This window comes from Mesorhizobium sp. M0664, assembly GCF_040320565.1.
Taxonomy (GTDB): Bacteria; Pseudomonadota; Alphaproteobacteria; order Rhizobiales; family Rhizobiaceae; genus Mesorhizobium.
In genome coordinates this window covers 24,308-41,403 of sequence record NZ_JAMYPW010000054.1, presented here as the reverse complement: position 1 = coordinate 41,403, position 17,096 = coordinate 24,308, and the positions used below count along the sequence as shown (strand labels likewise).

The following is a 17,096-nucleotide window of genomic DNA, read 5'->3' as shown; positions in this document are numbered from 1 at the left end:
CAACCTTGCGACCAACCGCACGCAGTGCATGCTGGCGGCATGCGCCTACAATCTGCGGACTATGATCGGTGTCCTGTATCCACCCCAAGAGAGACGGGCGTGAGGGAGGAGTGCGTCCAAAATCGAGCCGATCGGGCCAATGATGCCGGTCGATGCCGCGCCAGGGCGACAGGGCGAGGCCTTAGACGCCTTCAAAAGACGCCCAGTAGGCCAATCAGGTTAAGCACACCCTTCATGCAAAGCCCTCCTTGTGGGAGAAGGTGGATTGGCGCGCAGCGCCAAGACGGTTGAGGGGTGTTGGACGGAGTGCCGTCGTTGCCAAGCTGGAACACCCCTCATCCGACCGCGCTTCGCGCGGCCACCTTCTCCCACAAGGGGAGAAGGGAGAACCCCAAGCGTGCGGCCTGCTTGCGTCATTGTTTCGGCTGGCGTAATGAGGCGCCGCGCCAGCGGGGCTCTTCCACTGGACCGCGCGGCATCGATCGAATGCCATATCCTGTGACAGAGTCGAGATGCCGGAGATATCCATCGTCATTCCTTGCCGGAACGAGGCGGCGAACCTGCCGCTTCTGCTCGACGAGATCGGCACTGCCATGGCCGGGCGGGACTTCGAGGTCATTGTCGTCGACGACGGCTCGACAGACGATACACCTTCGGTGCTTGCCGCAGAGGCAGCGCTTCGCCGGTTTCCGCTGCGCCATCTCAGGCATGAAAAATCCGCCGGCCAGTCGCTCTCGGTGCGCTCAGGCGCCTGGGCGGCGCGCGGCGATATCGTCGCCACCATCGACGGCGACGGCCAGAACGACCCCTGTTATATCCCAGTGTTGATCGACGCGCTGCGGCAGGCTGGTCCCGAAGTCGGGGCCGCGCAGGGACAGCGTCTGAAGCGCCGCGACAGCAAGATCAAGCAACTGGCGTCGCGTTTCGCCAACGGGCTGAGAAAAGCCATCCTGCACGACGAGACGCGGGATACCGGCTGCGGCCTCAAGGCGATCTACACCGACATTTTGCGGAAATTGCCGTTCTTCGACGGCACCCACCGCTTTGTTCCGGCGCTGGTCATCCAGGAGGGCTACCGCGTCGTCCATTGCGATGTCGTCGACCGCTCCCGCCGTCACGGCAAATCGAATTACGGCATCTTCGATCGCGGCCTGCAGGGCGTGCTCGATCTTGCCGGCGTCTGGTGGCTGCGCCGCAGGCGCCGCAGAATGCCCAAAGTAGAGGAAATCAGGCATGGGTAACGTGCTTCAGGAATTGGCGACCTGGCTTCACGATGTTTTCGTCAAGCAATTCGATGCCTGGGTTCTGCTCGGCTTCGTCGCCCAGTTCTTCTTCACCATGCGCTTTCTGGTGCAGTGGGTGGCTTCGGAAAAGGCCAAGCGCAGCGTCGTGCCGATCGCCTTCTGGTTCTTTTCGCTGTTCGGCGGCGGCCTGCTGCTGATCTACGCCATCCAGCGTCAGGATCCGGTGTTCATCGCCGGCCAGGCCATGGGCCTGTTGATCTACATCCGCAATCTCTGGCTGATCGCCAACGAGCGCAAGGCGGCGATGACCAAGGTCGATTGAGCCCGCCACCGCGGCCTGAACCGGTCGAGCAAGCAATCCGGATTACTTGCCGTCCAGCCCGCCGTAAGACCTTACCAGCCGGACCATGTCGGCCGAATCGGCAGTCTCGCTCTCGAGCCCCTCGGCGACACCGACGCGGTCGGCGGCCGGGCGGTTCTGGCTGACTTTCCATTTGCCGCTGATTTCGGTGATTTCGATCTCCAGGCCGACGATGCCTTTGATCTGCGACTGGATGAAGGGTGCCGGCGCGTCGGTCACCGCCCACGGCGCCGAGCGGCTGCCCTCCTGCGACATCGTCAGATCGGAAATCTGCTCGGCCAGCCAATCCTGGTCTTCGATCACCGTGACGCTGCCGCGCACCTGGACGATGGCGTAGTTCCAGGTCGGTACCACCTTGCCGGTTTCACGCTTGGTCTCGTACCAGGACGGCGTCACATAGGCATCGGCGCCCTGGAAGACGACCAGTACCGGCGCCAGGGGATTGTCGGCCAAAAGCCGCCATTGCGGATTGGCTTTGGCCAAATGGGCGCGCAGCCTGCCGTTCGGTGGCACATCCGCGTCTAGAAGAAAGGGAATCGCGTTGGCGACCGGCCCCTCGACGCCGTTCGACACCAGCAGGCCAAGCGGATGCGCCCGGATCAGCCCGTGCAGGACGTCCGGCCGTGTTTCCTGGAAGTGAGGCGGTTGGTACATCGCCGATTATCTCAGCCGCTTCGGCCGTGGGTCGGACAGTTCCCCAGCCAGCCGGCGATCTAGATAGTCCGCGCATTCCTCGATCAGAAGCTCCGCATGGTTGGCAAAGAAATGGTTGGCGCCGGGCAGGGTCTTCTGGGTGATGGTAATGCCCTTTTGCGTGTGCAGCTTGTCGACCAGGCCCTGCACGTCCTTGGGCGGCGCGACCTTGTCGGCGTCGCCGTGGATGATCAGGCCGGACGACGGGCATGGCGCCAGGAACGAGAAATCATAGGTATTGGGCTGCGGCGCGACCGAGATGAAGCCCTCGATCTCCGGCCGGCGCATCAGAAGCTGCATGCCGATCCACGAGCCGAACGAATAGCCGGCAACCCAGCAGCTCTTGGAATCCGGATGCAGCGACTGCACCCAGTCGAGCGCCGCGGCGGCGTCGGACAATTCGCCGGTGCCGTGGTCGAACTCGCCCTGGCTGCGGCCGATGCCGCGGAAATTGAAGCGCAGCGTGGTGAAATTGCGCTTCTGGAACATGTAGAAGAGGTCGTAGACGATCTTGTTGTTCATCGTCCCGCCGAACTGGGGGTGCGGGTGCAGGACGATGGCAATCGGCGCGCTCTTTTCCTTCGAGGGCTGATAACGACCCTCCAGGCGGCCGGCCGGACCGGTGAAAATGACCTCAGGCATGAAATACTCCACTTGGCATAAATTGCGCGGCGCCCGGAACAACTCTTCCTCTGGCCCCAGTCTTCCCTAGGCCTTGACGCAGGGCGAGCGTCTTTCTAGAAGCTAGTTTAGAATTGTTCAAAACTGGGCGGCCAAAAATTGTGGCTCGGCCACCCGCGCCGCAAGCCGCGTAAATAGGACGTCTTGCCTTGCAATTTCAAGGAAATAACGCGCTATCTTCGCGGAACGGCTTTTGAAGGGACCAGTTGGACAGAAATGGCCGGAGCACGCGCCTACCTCGACTACAACGCCAGCGCGCCGCTGCTTGCCTCGGCGCGCGCGGCGGTGGTGGCTGCGCTCGACGTTGCCGCCAACCCGTCCTCGGTTCATGCCGAGGGCCGCGCTGCACGGCGGCTGATCGAGGACGCCAGGCGCGACGTGGCGCGACTGGTCAACGCCAGGGCCGAGCATGTCGTATTCAACTCCGGCGCGACGGAAGCGGCCTCGACGCTGCTGACGCCGGACTGGCAAATGGGGCGCGGCGCTGTCCGTATGAGCCGGCTCTATGTGTCTGAGGCCGATCATCCTTGCCTGCTGCACGGCGGGCGTTTCCCCACGGGGCAGGTAATGCGGATCGGCGTCGACGCCGACGGCGTCGTCAGGCTCGACGTTTTGGCCGAGGCTCTCGCCCAGCATGACAAGGCCGAAGGCTTGCCGCTGGTGGCGATACACGCCGCCAACAACGAGACCGGCGTGATCCAGCCGGTTGGCCGCATTGCCGAAATCGTCAAGGCGGCGGGTGGCATCCTGGTGGTCGATGCCGTGCAGGCGGCCGGCCGCATTCCGCTCGATATGTCAGCGGGTTACGCAGACTATCTGATTCTCTCGTCGCACAAGATCGGCGGCTCAAAGGGCGTCGGCGCCATTGTCGCGGCGTCGGACCTGATGATGCCAAAGCCGCTGGTCAGCGGCGGTGGCCAGGAAAAAGGCCATCGCGGCGGCACCGAAAACCTGGCGGCGATTGCCGGGTTTGGCGCGGCGGCGCGAGAGGCGTCTGCCGGCTTGCAAACGATCGAAACGGTGCGGCAGCGTCGCGACGAAATCGAGGCGATCGTGAAAACGCTTGTTTCGGACGCCGAAATCTTCGGGACCGGCGCGCCAAGGCTTGCCAATACGACATTCTTCGCTATTGCCGGCATCAAGGCCGAGACGGCGCAGATTGCCTTCGACCTGGCCGGTGTGGCGCTGTCGGCCGGATCGGCCTGTTCGTCGGGCAAAGTCGGGCCGAGTCACGTGCTGAAAGCCATGGGTTACGGTGACGGCCTCGGCGCGTTGCGCGTGTCCATCGGCCACGCGACCAGCGCTGAAGACATTGAGCTGTTTCGTTCGGCGCTGGCGACGATCGTCGCGCGCCAAGCCGGTAAGGAAAAGGCAAACAGCGAAAAGGCCGCCTGAGCGCGGCAACGGAACGTTTGGGCCTTGCGGCCTGGTAGAGCCGTGCGTTCGAATTTGGCCGGGTGAATTTCCGGCATGAACGCACTATATGAAACGTACGCCGCCTCGGGTGCCTGATGGGTGCTCGTTTGCGGTGCCATAGTTTGAAAACTGCCGGGCCTTGACCCCGGCGTGGATGGAGAACGCTGATGCCTGCTGTGCAGGAGACGATCGATCGAGTTCGAAAGATCGATGTCGACCAGTATAAATACGGATTCCAGACCGAAATCGCGATGGACAAGGCCCCCAAGGGCCTGAGCGAAGACATTATCCGCTTCATTTCGGCGAAGAAGGACGAGCCGTCCTGGATGCTGGAATGGCGCCTGGAAGCCTATCGCCGCTGGCTGACGCTGGACGAGCCGAAATGGGCGCGCGTCCACTATCCCAAAATCGATTTCCAGGACCTCCATTATTACGCCGCGCCCAAGAGCACGCCGGGGCCGACTTCGCTCAGCGAGGTCGATCCCGAACTGCTGAAGGTCTATGAGAAGCTCGGCATTCCGCTCAGGGAACAGGAAATCCTCGCCGGCGTGCAGAAGACCGATGCGTCGGAGCTCGAGGAAGCCAGCGACAACGTCTACAAGTCGGGCCGCGTCGCCGTCGATGCGGTGTTCGATTCCGTCTCTGTCGTCACCACTTTCAAGAAGGAACTGGCGCAGGCCGGCGTCATCTTCTGCTCGATCTCGGAAGCCATCCGCGAGCATCCGGAACTGGTGAAGAAATATCTCGGTTCTGTCGTGCCGACCTCCGACAATTTCTACGCAACGCTGAATTCGGCCGTGTTCACCGACGGTTCGTTCGTCTTCGTGCCCAAGGGCGTGCGCTGCCCGATGGAATTGTCGACCTATTTCCGCATGAACGAGAAGAATACCGGCCAGTTTGAGCGCACGCTGATCATCGCCGAGGAGGGGGCTTACGTCTCCTATCTCGAAGGCTGCACGGCGCCGCAGCGCGACGAGAACCAGCTTCACGCCGCGGTGGTCGAACTGATCGCGCTCGACGATGCCGAGATCAAATATTCGACGGTGCAGAACTGGTATCCCGGCGACGCCGAAGGCAAGGGCGGCATCTATAATTTCGTCACCAAGCGCGGCGACTGCCGCGGCCATCGCTCGAAGATTTCGTGGACACAGGTCGAGACCGGTTCGGCCATCACCTGGAAATATCCGAGCTGCATCCTGCGCGGCGACGATTCCAGCGGCGAGTTCTATTCGATCGCCGTCTCCAACGGCTATCAGCAGGTCGACAGCGGCACCAAGATGATCCATTTGGGCAAGAACACGTCGAGCCGCATCATCTCCAAGGGCATCGCCGCCGGCTTCTCGCAGAACACCTATCGCGGCCAGGTCTCGGCCCACCGCAAGGCGACCAACGCCCGCAACTTCACCAATTGCGACTCCCTGCTGATCGGCGACCAGTGCGGCGCGCATACCGTCCCCTACATGGAAGCCAAGAACTCGACGGCGCAGTTCGAGCATGAGGCTACAACCTCGAAAATTTCCGAGGACCAGAAGTTCTACGTCATGCAGCGCGGCATCCCGGAGGAAGAGGCGATTGCGCTGATCGTCAACGGCTTCGTCAAGGACGTCATCCAGCAACTGCCGATGGAATTCGCGGTCGAAGCGCAGAAGCTGATCGGGATTAGTCTTGAGGGGAGTGTTGGGTGAGTTAACTGGAACGGCGATCATGGATTTGTTCAAGCGGATAGAAGGCTTGATATTTGCCGTTCTGATGCTCTTGCTGACATTGGCTGTTGGTGGTGCTGTGATGGTGTTGATAGGCGCAGTGTTTGGCTTGAGTTCGACAAAAACTATTGGTGGTTCGATTGCAGGCTTAAGCGCGGCTGGGTTTTTTGGCTGGATGTTGGTCACCAGCAAGTTTGTACGCCCTTTTCGAGCTTTTAGAAAAGTTCCGTCGCAGGCCGGGCACCGCGAACAAGAAAGTGGAAAATAATGCTTGAAATCAGAAACCTCCATGCCCGTATCGTCGATGACGGCACCGAGATCATCCGCGGCCTGAACCTGACGGTCAGGGCTGGCGAGGTTGCCGCCATCATGGGGCCGAACGGCTCGGGAAAATCGACGCTGTCCTATATCCTCGCCGGGCGCGAGGATTATGAGGTCACCGAGGGCGATATCCTCTACAACGGCCAGTCGATCCTCGAAATGGATCCGGCCGAGCGCGCTACCGCCGGCATCTTTCTCGCCTTCCAGTATCCGATGGAGATACCGGGCGTGGCGACGATGGAATTTTTGAAGGTTGCGATGAACGAGCAGCGCAAGGCGCGTGGCCAGGAGCCGCTGAAAATCCCGGAATTCCTCAAGCGCGTGAAGGAAGCGGCCGCCTCGCTCAACATGGACATGGCGATGCTGAAGCGGCCGCTCAATGTCGGCTTCTCCGGCGGCGAGAAGAAGCGTGCCGAGATCCTGCAGATGAAGCTGCTCGAGCCGAAGCTGTGTGTCCTCGACGAGACCGATTCCGGACTCGATATCGATGCGCTGAAGATCGTCGCGGACGGCGTCAACACGCTGCGCTCGCCGGATAGGGCCATTGTCGTCATAACCCACTACCAGCGCCTGCTCCAATACATCGTCCCGGATACGGTGCACGTGCTCTACAGGGGCCAGGTGATCAAGTCGGGCGACAAGTCGCTGGCGCTCGACCTCGAGGCCAATGGCTATGCCGGCGTGATCGGGCAAGCCGCGTGAGATGCAAGCGGGCCCGGAAGGCAAGCCAAACAAGGCGATACTGATGAATATGCACACGACACCCCAGCGGACATTAGCCGAAACGGCGCTGATCGACGCCTTTGGCGAGCGGCTGTCGCTGCTGCCCGGCGACGGCGCGGTGATGCTAAAGCGCGACGACGCCATCGAGGCGATCAAGAGCGGCCTGCCGACGCGGCGCATCGAATCCTGGCACTATACGGACCTGCGCCGGCTGCTGACCTCGGTGCCGGACTTCGATCCGGCAGCGGTCGCGAAAGCCATTGCGCCGATCGTCGAAGGCTCCAGCGTTTTACCGGTGCTGAACGGCGTTTCGAGCGCGAAATGGGCTGTTGTCGAGGGCGTCACGGTGCAGCGCCTGTCGGAGAAGCTGACCGACGGCAGCATCGCTCCGGGGTTAGATTCCTATGGCGCCGACGATGCCATCGGCGCGCTCAACACTGCCTTTGTCGCCGACGGCTATTTCGTCGACATCGCCGACGGTGCCCAACTGGAAAAGCCGATCGAATTGCAGAATTTGCAGGCCGGTGGACAGACGCATGTACGCCTGGCCGTCCGTGTCGGCGCCGGCGCCAAGGCTGTCGTCGTCGAGCGCCAGGCAGGCGAGGGGGCGGCGCTGGTCAGTTCGGTCAGCCAGCTTGTGCTTGGCGAGGGCGCCGAAGTGACATGGCTCATCGTGCAGGAGCATCCGGATACGGCGACGCATCTCGCCCAGTTCAAGGCGCATCTCGGCAAGAATTCGAAACTGACGCTGTTCGTCATGAATGCCGGCGGCAAGCTTGTCCGCCAGGAGGTCGTTGTGAAGACGACCGGCGAGGGCGCCGAATTCACCTTGCGCGGCATCAATCTGCTCGCCGGCGACACCCATACCGACGTCACCATGGTGCTCGACCACGCCGTACCGCACACAGCCTCGACCGAAGTCATCCGCAACGTGGTGACCGGCAAGGCGCGCGGCGTCTTCCAGGGCCGCATCAACGTCCACCAATATGCGCAGAAGACCAACGCCAAGATGGCCTGCAACACGCTGCTTCTGTCGGACGACGGCGAGTTCTCGACCAAGCCGGAGCTCGAAATCTTCGCCGACGACGTCGTCTGCGGCCATGGCGCGACCGTCACCGAGATCGACCACAGCCATCTGTTCTACCTGATGGCGCGCGGCATCGACGAGAAGACCGCGCGCGGCCTGCTGGTCAAGGCCTTCGTCGCCGAGGTGATCGAGGAACTGGACGACGAGGCCATCGTCGAGGCGCTGGAAGCACGGCTCGACGATTGGTTTTTGACGCACGGGTAGAGGTGACCGAGGGGTTGGTGCCAACACCCCTCATCCGTCGCCTTCGGCGCCACCTTCTCCCACAAGGGGAGAAGGAGAGGCGCTCTTCCTTCTCCCCTTGTGGGAGAAGGTGGCCGAGCGAAGCTCGGTCGGATGAGGGGTGCTGGACGGAATGAGGCGGTGCCTCGAGAGAGCTTGTAATGGACCAGAAAGTCGAAAACATCCCCTACGACGTCGAGGCGATCCGCCGCGACTTCCCGATCCTGTCGCGGCAAGTCTACGGCAAACCGCTGGTCTATCTCGACAATGGCGCCTCGGCGCAGAAACCGCAGGCGGTGCTCGACGCCATCCAGCACGCCTATTCCCAGGAATATGCCAACGTCCATCGCGGCCTGCATTTCCTGTCGAATGCCGCGACCGACGCCTATGAGAACGCGCGCAAGATAGTGCAGAGATTTCTGAATGCGCCGAGCACCGACAATATCGTCTTCACCTCCAACACCACGGCGGCGATCAACACGGTTGCTTATGGTTTCGGCATGCCGAACATCGGCGAGGGCGACGAGATCGTGCTGTCGATCATGGAGCACCATTCCAACATCGTGCCGTGGCATTTCATCCGCGAGCGGCAGGGCGCCAAGCTGGTCTGGGTGCCGGTCGACGATCTCGGCGCCTTTCACATCGAGGAGTTCGAGAAGCGGCTGACCAACCGCACCAGGCTGGTTGCCATCACCCATATGTCGAACGCGCTGGGCACGGTGACGCCGATCAAGGAGATTGTGCGCATCGCGCATGCCCGCGGCATTCCGGTGCTGGTCGACGGCAGCCAGAGCGCCGTGCATATGCCGATCGACGTGCAGGATCTCGACTGCGATTTCTTCGTCTTCACCGGCCACAAGGTCTATGGCCCGTCGGGCATCGGCGTGCTCTACGGCAAGAAGGATATTCTGGAGCGCATGCGCCCGTTCATGGGCGGCGGCGAGATGATCGAGGAGGTGACGCAAGACATCGTCACCTACAACGACCCGCCGCACCGTTTCGAGGCCGGCACGCCGCCGATCGTGCAGGCAATCGGGCTTGGTGCCGCGCTCGAATACATGGAAAAGATCGGCCGCGAGCGCATCGCCGCGCACGAGGCCGATCTGAAGGACTATGCGCATCAGCGGTTGCGCGCCATCAACTCGCTGCGCATCTTCGGCGATGCGCCCGGCAAGGGCGCCATCATCTCGTTCGAGCTGCAGGGCATCCACGCCCATGACGTGTCGATGGTCATCGACCGGCAGGGAGTGGCGGTCCGCGCCGGCACGCATTGCGCCCAGCCGCTGTTGAAACGCTTCGGCGTAACATCCACATGCAGGGCGTCGTTCGGCATGTATAATACCAGGGCCGAAGTCGATGCTTTGGCCGATGCGCTGGAAAAAGCGCGAAAATTCTTCGGGTGACGATCATGGATGATGCCAGCCACACCGCCGAGACCAATTCGGAAGCGACGACCAATGCGGCGGTTTCCGGATCGACAATCCCCGCCGACGAATTGGCGCGGCTGACCGACGACATCGTCTCGGCGCTGAAGACGGTCTACGACCCGGAAATCCCGGCCGACATCTACGAGCTCGGCCTGGTCTACAAGATCGACATCGAGGACGACCGCTCGGTCAAGATCGACATGACGCTGACCGCGCCCGGCTGCCCGGTGGCCGGCGAAATGCCGGGTTGGGTCGAAAATGCCGTCGGCGCCGTCGAAGGCGTTTCCGGCGTCGAGGTCAACATGACCTTCGATCCCCCCTGGTCGCCCGACCGCATGTCGGAAGAGGCACAGGTGGCGGTGGGCTGGTATTAGCATCCGACCAGACAGAGGCTGGCGCACTTGCGCCGGGTACAAAACTTCACCATTTTAGGTGAGGAATCATTCGGCAGGCCTTGAACCTGCAAAGAATGGAGAAGGAAAGACATGGGACGCTTCGCCGTCATCACGATGACCGAAAAGGCTGCCGACCGGGTGCGCGAGATCGTCGCGACCCGTGAGAATGCGCATGGCATTCGCCTTGGCATCAAGAAGGGCGGCTGCGCCGGCATGGAATATACGGTCGATCTGGTGACCGAGCCGAACACCAAGGACGACCATATCGAGCGCGATGGCGCCCATGTCTATGTCGCGCCGGAGGCGGCACTTTTCCTGTTCGGCACCGAGATGGATTTCGAGCAGACGACACTGCGAACCGGCTTCACCTTCCGCAATCCGAACCAGAGCTCGGCCTGCGGCTGCGGCGAATCGGTCGAATTGAAGCCGGCTGATCTGAAGGCACTGGCCGAGGCGCGCGCTTCGGCCTGAGGTTTTCGTTCTCCCCGTCACTATACGGGGAGAAGGTGGCCCGAAGGGCCGGATGAGGGGCCGAGCCGGCGTTCGCAATGTTTGCGCCGCCCCACATCTGCCTGCCGGCATCTTCTCCCCGTATAGCGACGGGGAGAAGAACGCTAATCCACCCACATCCCCGTTCGCTTGTGCCAGTCTGCGATCGACTCCTCCGGGTAGACATCGAACACCTTGTCGCCCTTGCCGATATCCGGCTCGACCCAGTTCGCCTTGTATTTCAGCATCAGATGCACCTTCTCCGGCGGCTTTGGCAGGTCGGTGTCGATCGCCGAGGCAAACGGATGCACCAGCTCCGGCCAGGTCGGATCGTAGAGCCAGAGTGCCGTCCCGCATTTCGTGCAGAAGTTCCGCTCGCCGGTCGAGATCTCGCGTTGCGGGTGCTCGTCGTCCTCGATCTCGGCGCGGTAGACGCCGAGATGGCGCTTGCCCTGGATTTTCAGCGTCTGGTAATCGGCGCCGAGATTGATGGCAAAACCGCCGCCGCCCTGCTGCTTGCGGCAGATCGAGCAGTAGCACAGCATGAACGGCACCGGCGTGTGGCTTTCCACCTCGAAACGCACGGCATTGCACCGGCAGGACCCTTTGAGCAGAAGCGGCATGAGAAACTCCGACGAAAGTGATTTGCACTTTGTCAGGATGGCGCCGGTTGCGGCGATGACAAGGGGAAATCCGGGTGACATGATCGCCGCATGGACAACGAGCGCATAGAAGAGCTTTTCGAAGGCCTCGGCCCGGTCAGCATCCGCAAGCTGTTCGGCGGCAAGGGCATCTATTTCGACGGCGTCATCGTCGCCATCGTCATCGGTGGCGAATTGATGCTGAAGGCCGACGCCGAAAGCGCCCCGGATTTCGAAGCGGCCGGCTGCCGGCAATGGACCTATACCGGCTCGCGCCACGGCAAGCTCGTGTCGATGCCCTATTGGAGCGTTCCCGACAGCGCGTTCGACGATCCCGACGAGATGGCGATCTGGTCGCGCCGCGCCTACGAGGCAGCACGGCGCGCCGGCAAATAGGCTGCGTCATGCTTCGGCAATTCCGGGCCGCACTTCATGCCAGGTCCCGCGCCTCGGGCACGAGCGCCAGCGCCTCGGCAAAGCCAGCGCTGGTGAAGGCGGCACTCTCGACGACGAGCATAGCTGCGGCAATGCCTTCGCGCAGTGCCGCGCGCAGCGTCAGGCCGCGCAGCAGGGCAGCGATCGTGGCGCCTGCCAATGCGTCGCCGGCGCCGGCAGCATCGGTCCGCTTTTGCAGCGGCGGTGGCGAGATCGAGAACGCGCCCAATTCGTCGAAACCGAGCACTGGTTCGTCGCCGGCGGTGATCACGCCGCTTTTCAGCCCGGCGCGTCTCAGGCCGTCGACGATGCCTTGATCGATTTGGACGCCGGCGAGCACGCCGGCCTCGCGCCGGTTCATGAAGGCCATCGCCAGACGGTCGAGCACCGGCGTCAGCCGCGCCGCTTTGTTGGGCGAGACCGCAAGCGCAAACACCGGCTTGCCGGCGGCGAGTGCCGCCAGCCGCTCCAGCGCGGTCGACGGCAGGTTGGCGTCGCACAGCACCGCGTCGGCCGAACCGATCGCTTCCCGCACCTTGGCACGGCGGATCTGCTTGGGAAGCGCCAGTTCGTAGAGCACCATGTCGGCAAGGCCGGCGATCAGCCCGCCGTCGCTGTCGATCAGCATCGTATGGCTTGGCGTCGCGCGGTCGAGGAACACCGCCGACAGGTCGGCAATGCCGGCCTCGGTGACGGCGCGTAAAACCGTGTCGCCAAGGGCATCGCCGCCGCGCACCGAAAGCAGCGAGGCCGAGACGCCGCGGCGCACGGCACAGCGCAAGGCGTTGAAGACGGCGCCGCCGACATGCTCGCGCATCGTGCCCGGATTAGACGCTGCTGGCACGAAGGCGCCGGCAACCCGGCCGCGCCGCTCGATATAGGCGCCGCCCACGGCCAGGATCGTTGAGGATTTGATCATGCCGTCAAAATGCCCTTTAGCTGTTGCCCGGGGGAGACTAGGTCGCCGGGCGGAACCCCGCAATCGCGGGTCCGATTCGGTTGGTGACGGCAACGGCGCCGTATGCGAGGCGAGACACATCGGAAGCAATAATTGCGAAACAAAAATAGAACAAATAGCGATATACGTTATTTTTCAAACCCTTGGTGCTCATTGACAAATGAGAACAAATGAGGTACATTCTTTTAAGGATTGCGGGATTGTCCGGCCTCCATTGACGACCACGGGGTGATGTATCATGGCTCAGAATTCTTTGCGGCTTGTAGAGGACAAAGCGGTGGACAAATCAAAGGCTCTGGATGCGGCGCTGTCGCAAATCGAGCGTGCCTTCGGCAAGGGCTCGATCATGCGGCTCGGCGCGAACGAGCAGGTCGTCGAGATCGAAACGGTGCCGACCGGCTCGCTTGGGCTGGACATCGCGCTTGGCGTCGGCGGCCTGCCACGCGGCCGCATCGTCGAGATCTACGGGCCGGAAAGCTCGGGCAAGACGACGCTGGCGCTGCACACGGTGGCCGAAGCCCAGAAGAAGGGCGGCATCTGCGCCTTCGTCGATGCCGAGCACGCGCTCGACCCGGTCTATGCCCGCAAGCTCGGCGTCGATCTCGAAAACCTGCTGATCTCGCAGCCCGATACCGGCGAGCAGGCGCTGGAGATCTGCGACACGCTGGTGCGCTCCGGCGCCATCGACGTGCTGGTGGTCGATTCGGTGGCGGCGCTGACGCCGCGAGCGGAAATCGAAGGCGAGATGGGCGATTCGCTGCCCGGCCTGCAGGCCCGCCTGATGAGCCAGGCACTGCGCAAGCTGACCGCCTCGATCTCGCGCTCCAACACCATGGTCATCTTCATCAACCAGATCCGCATGAAGATCGGCGTCATGTTCGGTTCGCCCGAGACGACGACCGGCGGCAATGCGTTGAAATTCTATGCCTCGGTCCGCCTCGACATCCGCCGCATCGGCTCGGTCAAGGATCGCGACGAGGTCGTCGGCAACCAGACCCGCGTCAAGGTCGTCAAGAACAAGCTGGCGCCGCCCTTCAAGGTGGTCGAGTTCGACATCATGTATGGCGAGGGCGTCTCCAAGACCGGCGAGCTGGTCGATCTCGGCGTCAAGGCGGGCGTGGTCGAAAAGTCGGGCGCCTGGTTCTCCTACAATTCGCAGCGTCTTGGCCAGGGCCGCGAAAACGCAAAACTGTTCCTGCGCGACAATCCCGACACGGCGCGCGAGATCGAGCTGGCGCTACGGCAGAATGCCGGGCTGATCGCTGAGAAATTCCTTGAGAACGGCGGCTCCGAAAGCAGCGACGACGGTTTCGAGGACGACGCTGGGGTGATGTAGGGCAAGCGACGCCTCGCTGAGCCTCAGCCAGGTTTCGATTTGATGTTTTGATTGTGAGTTTGCGTAATCGATGCGTTTCGAACCGCCGGCCCAGGGCCGGCGGTTCGCGTTTGACGGCGAGGCAGACGCATTTCAAGGCGCTGGTGAAAGCCGGGATTTGAGCCCATTTGGTGTTTCTGGACAGGCTGCGGTGCGACCGCTAAAAGGCCATGTCTATTTTCCGCCGGCAGCCGGCGGTTCTCTCGAAAAGGCAGTATTCATGAGTGGCGTCAACGAGATCCGGTCGGCATTTCTCGACTATTTTCGCAAGGAAGGTCACGAGGTCGTCGCGTCAAGCCCGCTGGTGCCGCGCAACGACCCGACGCTGATGTTCACCAATGCCGGCATGGTGCAGTTCAAGAACGTTTTCACCGGTCTGGAGAAGCGGCCGTATTCGCGCGCCACGACCGCCCAGAAGAGTGTTCGCGCCGGCGGCAAGCACAACGACCTCGACAATGTCGGCTACACTGCGCGCCACCTGACCTTCTTCGAGATGCTCGGCAATTTCTCCTTCGGCGACTATTTCAAGGAGCGGGCCATAGAGCTTGCCTGGAACCTGATCACCAGGGAGTTCGGGCTGAAGAAGGACAAGCTGCTGGTCACCGTCTACCACACCGACGACGAGGCGGCTTCGTACTGGAAGAAGATCGCCGGCCTTTCGGACGATCGCATCATCCGCATCGCGACTTCGGACAATTTCTGGGCGATGGGTGACACCGGGCCTTGCGGGCCGTGTTCGGAGATATTCATCGACCGTGGCGAGCATATCTGGGGCGGCCCTCCCGGCAGCCCCGAGGAGGATGGCGACCGTTTCCTCGAATTCTGGAACCTGGTGTTCATGCAGTATGAACAGGTGACGAAGGACGAGCGCGTCGACCTGCCGCGTCCGTCGATCGACACAGGCATGGGTCTCGAGCGCATGGCATCTATCCTGCAAGGGGTTGAAAGCGTCTTCGAAACCGACCTGTTCCGCCACCTGATCGACGCTGCGTCTTCGGCGCTTGGCAAAGGTCCGGATGCGGGCACCGCCGCATCGTTCCGCGTCATCGCCGACCATTTGCGTTCGTCCTGCTTCCTGGTCGCCGACGGCGTGCTGCCGTCCAACGAAGGCCGCGGCTACGTGCTTCGTCGCATCATGCGCCGCGCCATGCGCCACGCGCAGTTGCTCGGCGCCCACGATCCGCTGATGTGGCGCCTGGTGCCGGCGCTGGTCCGCGAGATGGGCCAAGCCTACCCGGAACTGGTGCGCGGCGAACAGATGATCACCGAAACGCTGAAGCTTGAGGAAACTCGTTTCCGCAAGACGCTGGTGCGCGGCTTGGGCTTGCTTTCCGAGGCGACGGAAACGCTGGCCTCCGGCAACATGCTGGATGGCGAGACAGCGTTCAAGCTCTACGACACCTATGGCTTTCCGCTCGATCTGACGCAGGATGCGCTGCGCCAGCGCAACATCTCGGTCAACCTTGCCGGCTTCACCGAGGCGATGGAGCGGCAGAAGGCGGAGGCGCGCAAAAGCTGGGCTGGTTCCGGTGAGGCCGCAACCGAGACGATATGGTTCGCGGTGCGTGAGGAGACCGGCGCCACCGAATTCCTGGGTTATGAGACCGAGCAGGCCGAAGGCCTCGTCCAGGCGCTGGTCAGGGACGGCAAAACCGTCGACAGCGCCGGCAAGGGTGACGCCGTTGCCGTGGTTGTCAACCAGACGCCGTTCTATGGCGAGTCCGGTGGCCAGATGGGCGACACCGGCGTCATTTCGGGCGACGGGTTCTCGATCGAAATATCCGATACCCAGAAGAAGGCCGATGGGCTTTTCGTCCATCTCGGCAAGGTGGCTACCGGCACGGTCAAGACGGGCGCGACCGTCGAGCTGAAGGTGGACCACGCGCGGCGCACCAGGCTGCGCGCGAACCATTCCGCCACGCATCTGATCCATGAGGCGCTGCGCGAGGTGCTGGGTACCCATGTGGCGCAGAAGGGCTCGCTGGTCGCGCCCGAGCGTCTGCGCTTCGACATCTCCCACAACAAGCCGATCTCGCCTGACGAGCTCGAAGAGGTCGAGCGCATGGCAAACGAGATCGTCGTTCAGAACGGCCCTGTAACCACGCGGCTGATGTCTGTCGACGACGCCATTGCCGAAGGCGCCATGGCGCTGTTTGGCGAGAAATATGGCGATGAAGTGCGCGTCGTTTCGATGGGCACGGGCTTGCATGGCGCCAAGGCCAACCGGCCTTATTCGGTCGAGCTATGCGGCGGCACGCATGTCAGGGCGACCGGCGATATCGGCTTGGTGCGCATCCTGTCCGACAGCGCGGTCGCTGCCGGCGTTCGCCGCATCGAGGCGTTGACCGGCGAGGCGGCCAGAAAGCATCTCGACGAACAGGACAAGCGGCTGAAGGCGGCCGCCGCCGCGCTGAAGATTTCGCCGGCCGATGTGCCGGCCCGCGTCGAGGCGCTGCTCGACGAACGCAAGAAGCTCGAAAAGGAGCTGACAGAGGCGCGCAAGAAGCTGGCGCTGGGCGATCGCTCGCCAGCCGGTGTGCCGGCGGAAAACGAAACCATTGCCGGTGTCGGTTTTCTCGGCAAGGCGGTATCGGGCGTCTCGCCAAAGGATCTTAAGCCGTTGGCCGATGCCGGCAAGAAGTCGCTCGGCTCCGGCATCGTCGTCTTTGTCGGCGCCGGCGAGGACAACAAGGCAAGCGTCGTCGTCGCCGTCACCGATGATCTGACCGGCCGCTTCAGCGCCATCGATCTGGTGCGCGTCGCGTCCGCGGCATTGGGCGGGCAGGGCGGCGGCGGGCGACCCGATATGGCTCAGGCCGGCGGCCCGGACGCCTCGAAGGCCGAAGACGCGATCGCTGCGGTGAAGGCGGCTCTCGAAGCGGCGTGAACCTGCACCGGGGGCGGCACGGCCGAAATGGCGCGTCG

The 17,096-nt window shown here is 62.7% G+C and carries 17 protein-coding genes; 13 read left to right on the top strand and 4 right to left on the bottom strand.

What is annotated here, in order from left to right:
• Positions 1-512: 512 nt before the first annotated feature.
• Together NKI39_RS29945 and NKI39_RS29940 are read left to right on the top strand one after the other, a co-directional pair.
• The gene (locus NKI39_RS29945; RefSeq protein ID WP_352766841.1) at positions 513-1,241 is read left to right on the top strand and encodes a glycosyltransferase family 2 protein; all 729 of its coding nucleotides are present in this window, start codon (positions 513-515) and stop codon (positions 1,239-1,241) included.
• Positions 1,234-1,566 (top strand): lipid-A-disaccharide synthase N-terminal domain-containing protein, encoded by a 333-nt coding sequence (locus NKI39_RS29940; protein WP_023674681.1) that lies wholly within the window; start codon positions 1,234-1,236, stop codon positions 1,564-1,566. The genes NKI39_RS29945 and NKI39_RS29940 overlap by 8 nt, the downstream gene beginning before the upstream one ends.
• A 42-nt stretch (positions 1,567-1,608) precedes the next feature.
• Here NKI39_RS29940 and NKI39_RS29935 read toward each other — a convergent pair whose 3' ends face one another.
• Together NKI39_RS29935 and NKI39_RS29930 are read right to left on the bottom strand one after the other, a co-directional pair.
• Positions 1,609-2,259 carry an FMN-binding negative transcriptional regulator gene (locus tag NKI39_RS29935; RefSeq protein WP_352836343.1) on the bottom strand — a complete coding sequence of 217 codons (651 nt, stop codon included), beginning with the start codon at positions 2,257-2,259 and terminating at the stop codon, positions 1,609-1,611.
• 6 nt (positions 2,260-2,265) lie between these two features.
• Positions 2,266-2,940, bottom strand: a complete 675-nt coding sequence (locus NKI39_RS29930) for an alpha/beta hydrolase (RefSeq protein ID WP_023674683.1) — start codon at positions 2,938-2,940, stop codon at positions 2,266-2,268.
• A gap of 255 nt (positions 2,941-3,195) precedes the next feature.
• Between NKI39_RS29930 and NKI39_RS29925 the strand changes: the two genes are divergently transcribed.
• The 8 genes from NKI39_RS29925 (at position 3,196) to sufA (ending at position 10,744) form a co-directional block, all read left to right on the top strand.
• Positions 3,196-4,374 (top strand): cysteine desulfurase family protein, encoded by a 1,179-nt coding sequence (locus tag NKI39_RS29925; RefSeq protein WP_352836340.1) that lies wholly within the window; start codon positions 3,196-3,198, stop codon positions 4,372-4,374.
• Positions 4,375-4,562: 188 nt separating this feature from the next.
• A complete protein-coding gene (gene sufB, locus NKI39_RS29920; RefSeq protein WP_023674685.1) occupies positions 4,563-6,080 on the top strand; it encodes a Fe-S cluster assembly protein SufB in 1,518 nt (505 codons plus the stop codon).
• A 19-nt stretch (positions 6,081-6,099) separates the two neighbouring features.
• On the top strand, positions 6,100-6,366 hold the full coding sequence (locus tag NKI39_RS29915) for a hypothetical protein (protein WP_352836337.1): 267 nt from the start codon (positions 6,100-6,102) through the stop codon (positions 6,364-6,366).
• The gene (gene sufC / locus NKI39_RS29910) at positions 6,366-7,121 is read left to right on the top strand and encodes a Fe-S cluster assembly ATPase SufC (protein ID WP_023674687.1); all 756 of its coding nucleotides are present in this window, start codon (positions 6,366-6,368) and stop codon (positions 7,119-7,121) included. Before NKI39_RS29915 ends, sufC begins: the two co-directional genes overlap by 1 nt.
• Positions 7,122-7,164: 43 nt before the next feature.
• Positions 7,165-8,433, top strand: coding sequence for a Fe-S cluster assembly protein SufD (gene sufD, locus NKI39_RS29905; RefSeq protein WP_352836334.1), 1,269 nt, complete (start codon positions 7,165-7,167; stop codon positions 8,431-8,433).
• Between the two features lie 179 nt (positions 8,434-8,612).
• Positions 8,613-9,854 carry a cysteine desulfurase gene (locus tag NKI39_RS29900; protein ID WP_352836331.1) on the top strand — a complete coding sequence of 414 codons (1,242 nt, stop codon included), beginning with the start codon at positions 8,613-8,615 and terminating at the stop codon, positions 9,852-9,854.
• A gap of 5 nt (positions 9,855-9,859) precedes the next feature.
• A complete protein-coding gene (locus tag NKI39_RS29895) occupies positions 9,860-10,252 on the top strand; it encodes an SUF system Fe-S cluster assembly protein (protein WP_352474719.1) in 393 nt (130 codons plus the stop codon).
• Between the two features lie 111 nt (positions 10,253-10,363).
• On the top strand, positions 10,364-10,744 hold the full coding sequence (sufA, locus tag NKI39_RS29890; RefSeq protein ID WP_006206001.1) for a Fe-S cluster assembly scaffold SufA: 381 nt from the start codon (positions 10,364-10,366) through the stop codon (positions 10,742-10,744).
• A 143-nt stretch (positions 10,745-10,887) separates the two neighbouring features.
• On the opposite strand, the gene NKI39_RS29885 is transcribed toward sufA, so the two are convergent.
• A complete protein-coding gene (locus tag NKI39_RS29885) occupies positions 10,888-11,385 on the bottom strand; it encodes a GFA family protein (RefSeq protein WP_352541446.1) in 498 nt (165 codons plus the stop codon).
• Positions 11,386-11,475: 90 nt separating this feature from the next.
• On the opposite strand from NKI39_RS29885, the gene NKI39_RS29880 reads away from it, so the two are divergent.
• Positions 11,476-11,799, top strand: coding sequence for a TfoX/Sxy family protein (locus NKI39_RS29880; protein WP_352541445.1), 324 nt, complete (start codon positions 11,476-11,478; stop codon positions 11,797-11,799).
• 34 nt (positions 11,800-11,833) lie between these two features.
• Here the strand turns inward: NKI39_RS29880 and NKI39_RS29875 are convergent, their stop codons facing one another.
• The gene (locus NKI39_RS29875; RefSeq protein ID WP_352836327.1) at positions 11,834-12,757 is read right to left on the bottom strand and encodes a PfkB family carbohydrate kinase; all 924 of its coding nucleotides are present in this window, start codon (positions 12,755-12,757) and stop codon (positions 11,834-11,836) included.
• Positions 12,758-13,034: 277 nt separating this feature from the next.
• Between NKI39_RS29875 and recA the strand changes: the two genes are divergently transcribed.
• Positions 13,035-14,132, top strand: a complete 1,098-nt coding sequence (gene recA / locus NKI39_RS29870) for a recombinase RecA (RefSeq protein ID WP_023674696.1) — start codon at positions 13,035-13,037, stop codon at positions 14,130-14,132.
• Positions 14,133-14,391: 259 nt separating this feature from the next.
• Positions 14,392-17,058: an alanine--tRNA ligase gene (gene alaS, locus NKI39_RS29865; protein ID WP_352836346.1), complete on the top strand. Its 2,667-nt coding sequence runs from the start codon at positions 14,392-14,394 to the stop codon at positions 17,056-17,058.
• Positions 17,059-17,096: the final 38 nt, after the last annotated feature.

Coding starts and splice junctions, on each gene's coding strand:
- recA (WP_023674696.1), top strand. CDS start 13,035: ATGGCTCAGAATTCTTTGCGGCTTGTAGAGGACAAAGCGGTGGACAAA.
- NKI39_RS29895 (WP_352474719.1), top strand. CDS start 9,860: ATGGATGATGCCAGCCACACCGCCGAGACCAATTCGGAAGCGACGACC.
- NKI39_RS29930 (WP_023674683.1), bottom strand. CDS start 2,940: ATGCCTGAGGTCATTTTCACCGGTCCGGCCGGCCGCCTGGAGGGTCGT.
- sufC (WP_023674687.1), top strand. CDS start 6,366: ATGCTTGAAATCAGAAACCTCCATGCCCGTATCGTCGATGACGGCACC.
- NKI39_RS29900 (WP_352836331.1), top strand. CDS start 8,613: ATGGACCAGAAAGTCGAAAACATCCCCTACGACGTCGAGGCGATCCGC.
- NKI39_RS29875 (WP_352836327.1), bottom strand. CDS start 12,757: ATGATCAAATCCTCAACGATCCTGGCCGTGGGCGGCGCCTATATCGAG.
- sufD (WP_352836334.1), top strand. CDS start 7,165: ATGAATATGCACACGACACCCCAGCGGACATTAGCCGAAACGGCGCTG.
- NKI39_RS29925 (WP_352836340.1), top strand. CDS start 3,196: ATGGCCGGAGCACGCGCCTACCTCGACTACAACGCCAGCGCGCCGCTG.
- NKI39_RS29940 (WP_023674681.1), top strand. CDS start 1,234: ATGGGTAACGTGCTTCAGGAATTGGCGACCTGGCTTCACGATGTTTTC.
- NKI39_RS29915 (WP_352836337.1), top strand. CDS start 6,100: ATGGATTTGTTCAAGCGGATAGAAGGCTTGATATTTGCCGTTCTGATG.
- NKI39_RS29935 (WP_352836343.1), bottom strand. CDS start 2,259: ATGTACCAACCGCCTCACTTCCAGGAAACACGGCCGGACGTCCTGCAC.
- sufA (WP_006206001.1), top strand. CDS start 10,364: ATGGGACGCTTCGCCGTCATCACGATGACCGAAAAGGCTGCCGACCGG.
- NKI39_RS29945 (WP_352766841.1), top strand. CDS start 513: ATGCCGGAGATATCCATCGTCATTCCTTGCCGGAACGAGGCGGCGAAC.
- NKI39_RS29880 (WP_352541445.1), top strand. CDS start 11,476: ATGGACAACGAGCGCATAGAAGAGCTTTTCGAAGGCCTCGGCCCGGTC.
- alaS (WP_352836346.1), top strand. CDS start 14,392: ATGAGTGGCGTCAACGAGATCCGGTCGGCATTTCTCGACTATTTTCGC.
- sufB (WP_023674685.1), top strand. CDS start 4,563: ATGCCTGCTGTGCAGGAGACGATCGATCGAGTTCGAAAGATCGATGTC.
- NKI39_RS29885 (WP_352541446.1), bottom strand. CDS start 11,385: ATGCCGCTTCTGCTCAAAGGGTCCTGCCGGTGCAATGCCGTGCGTTTC.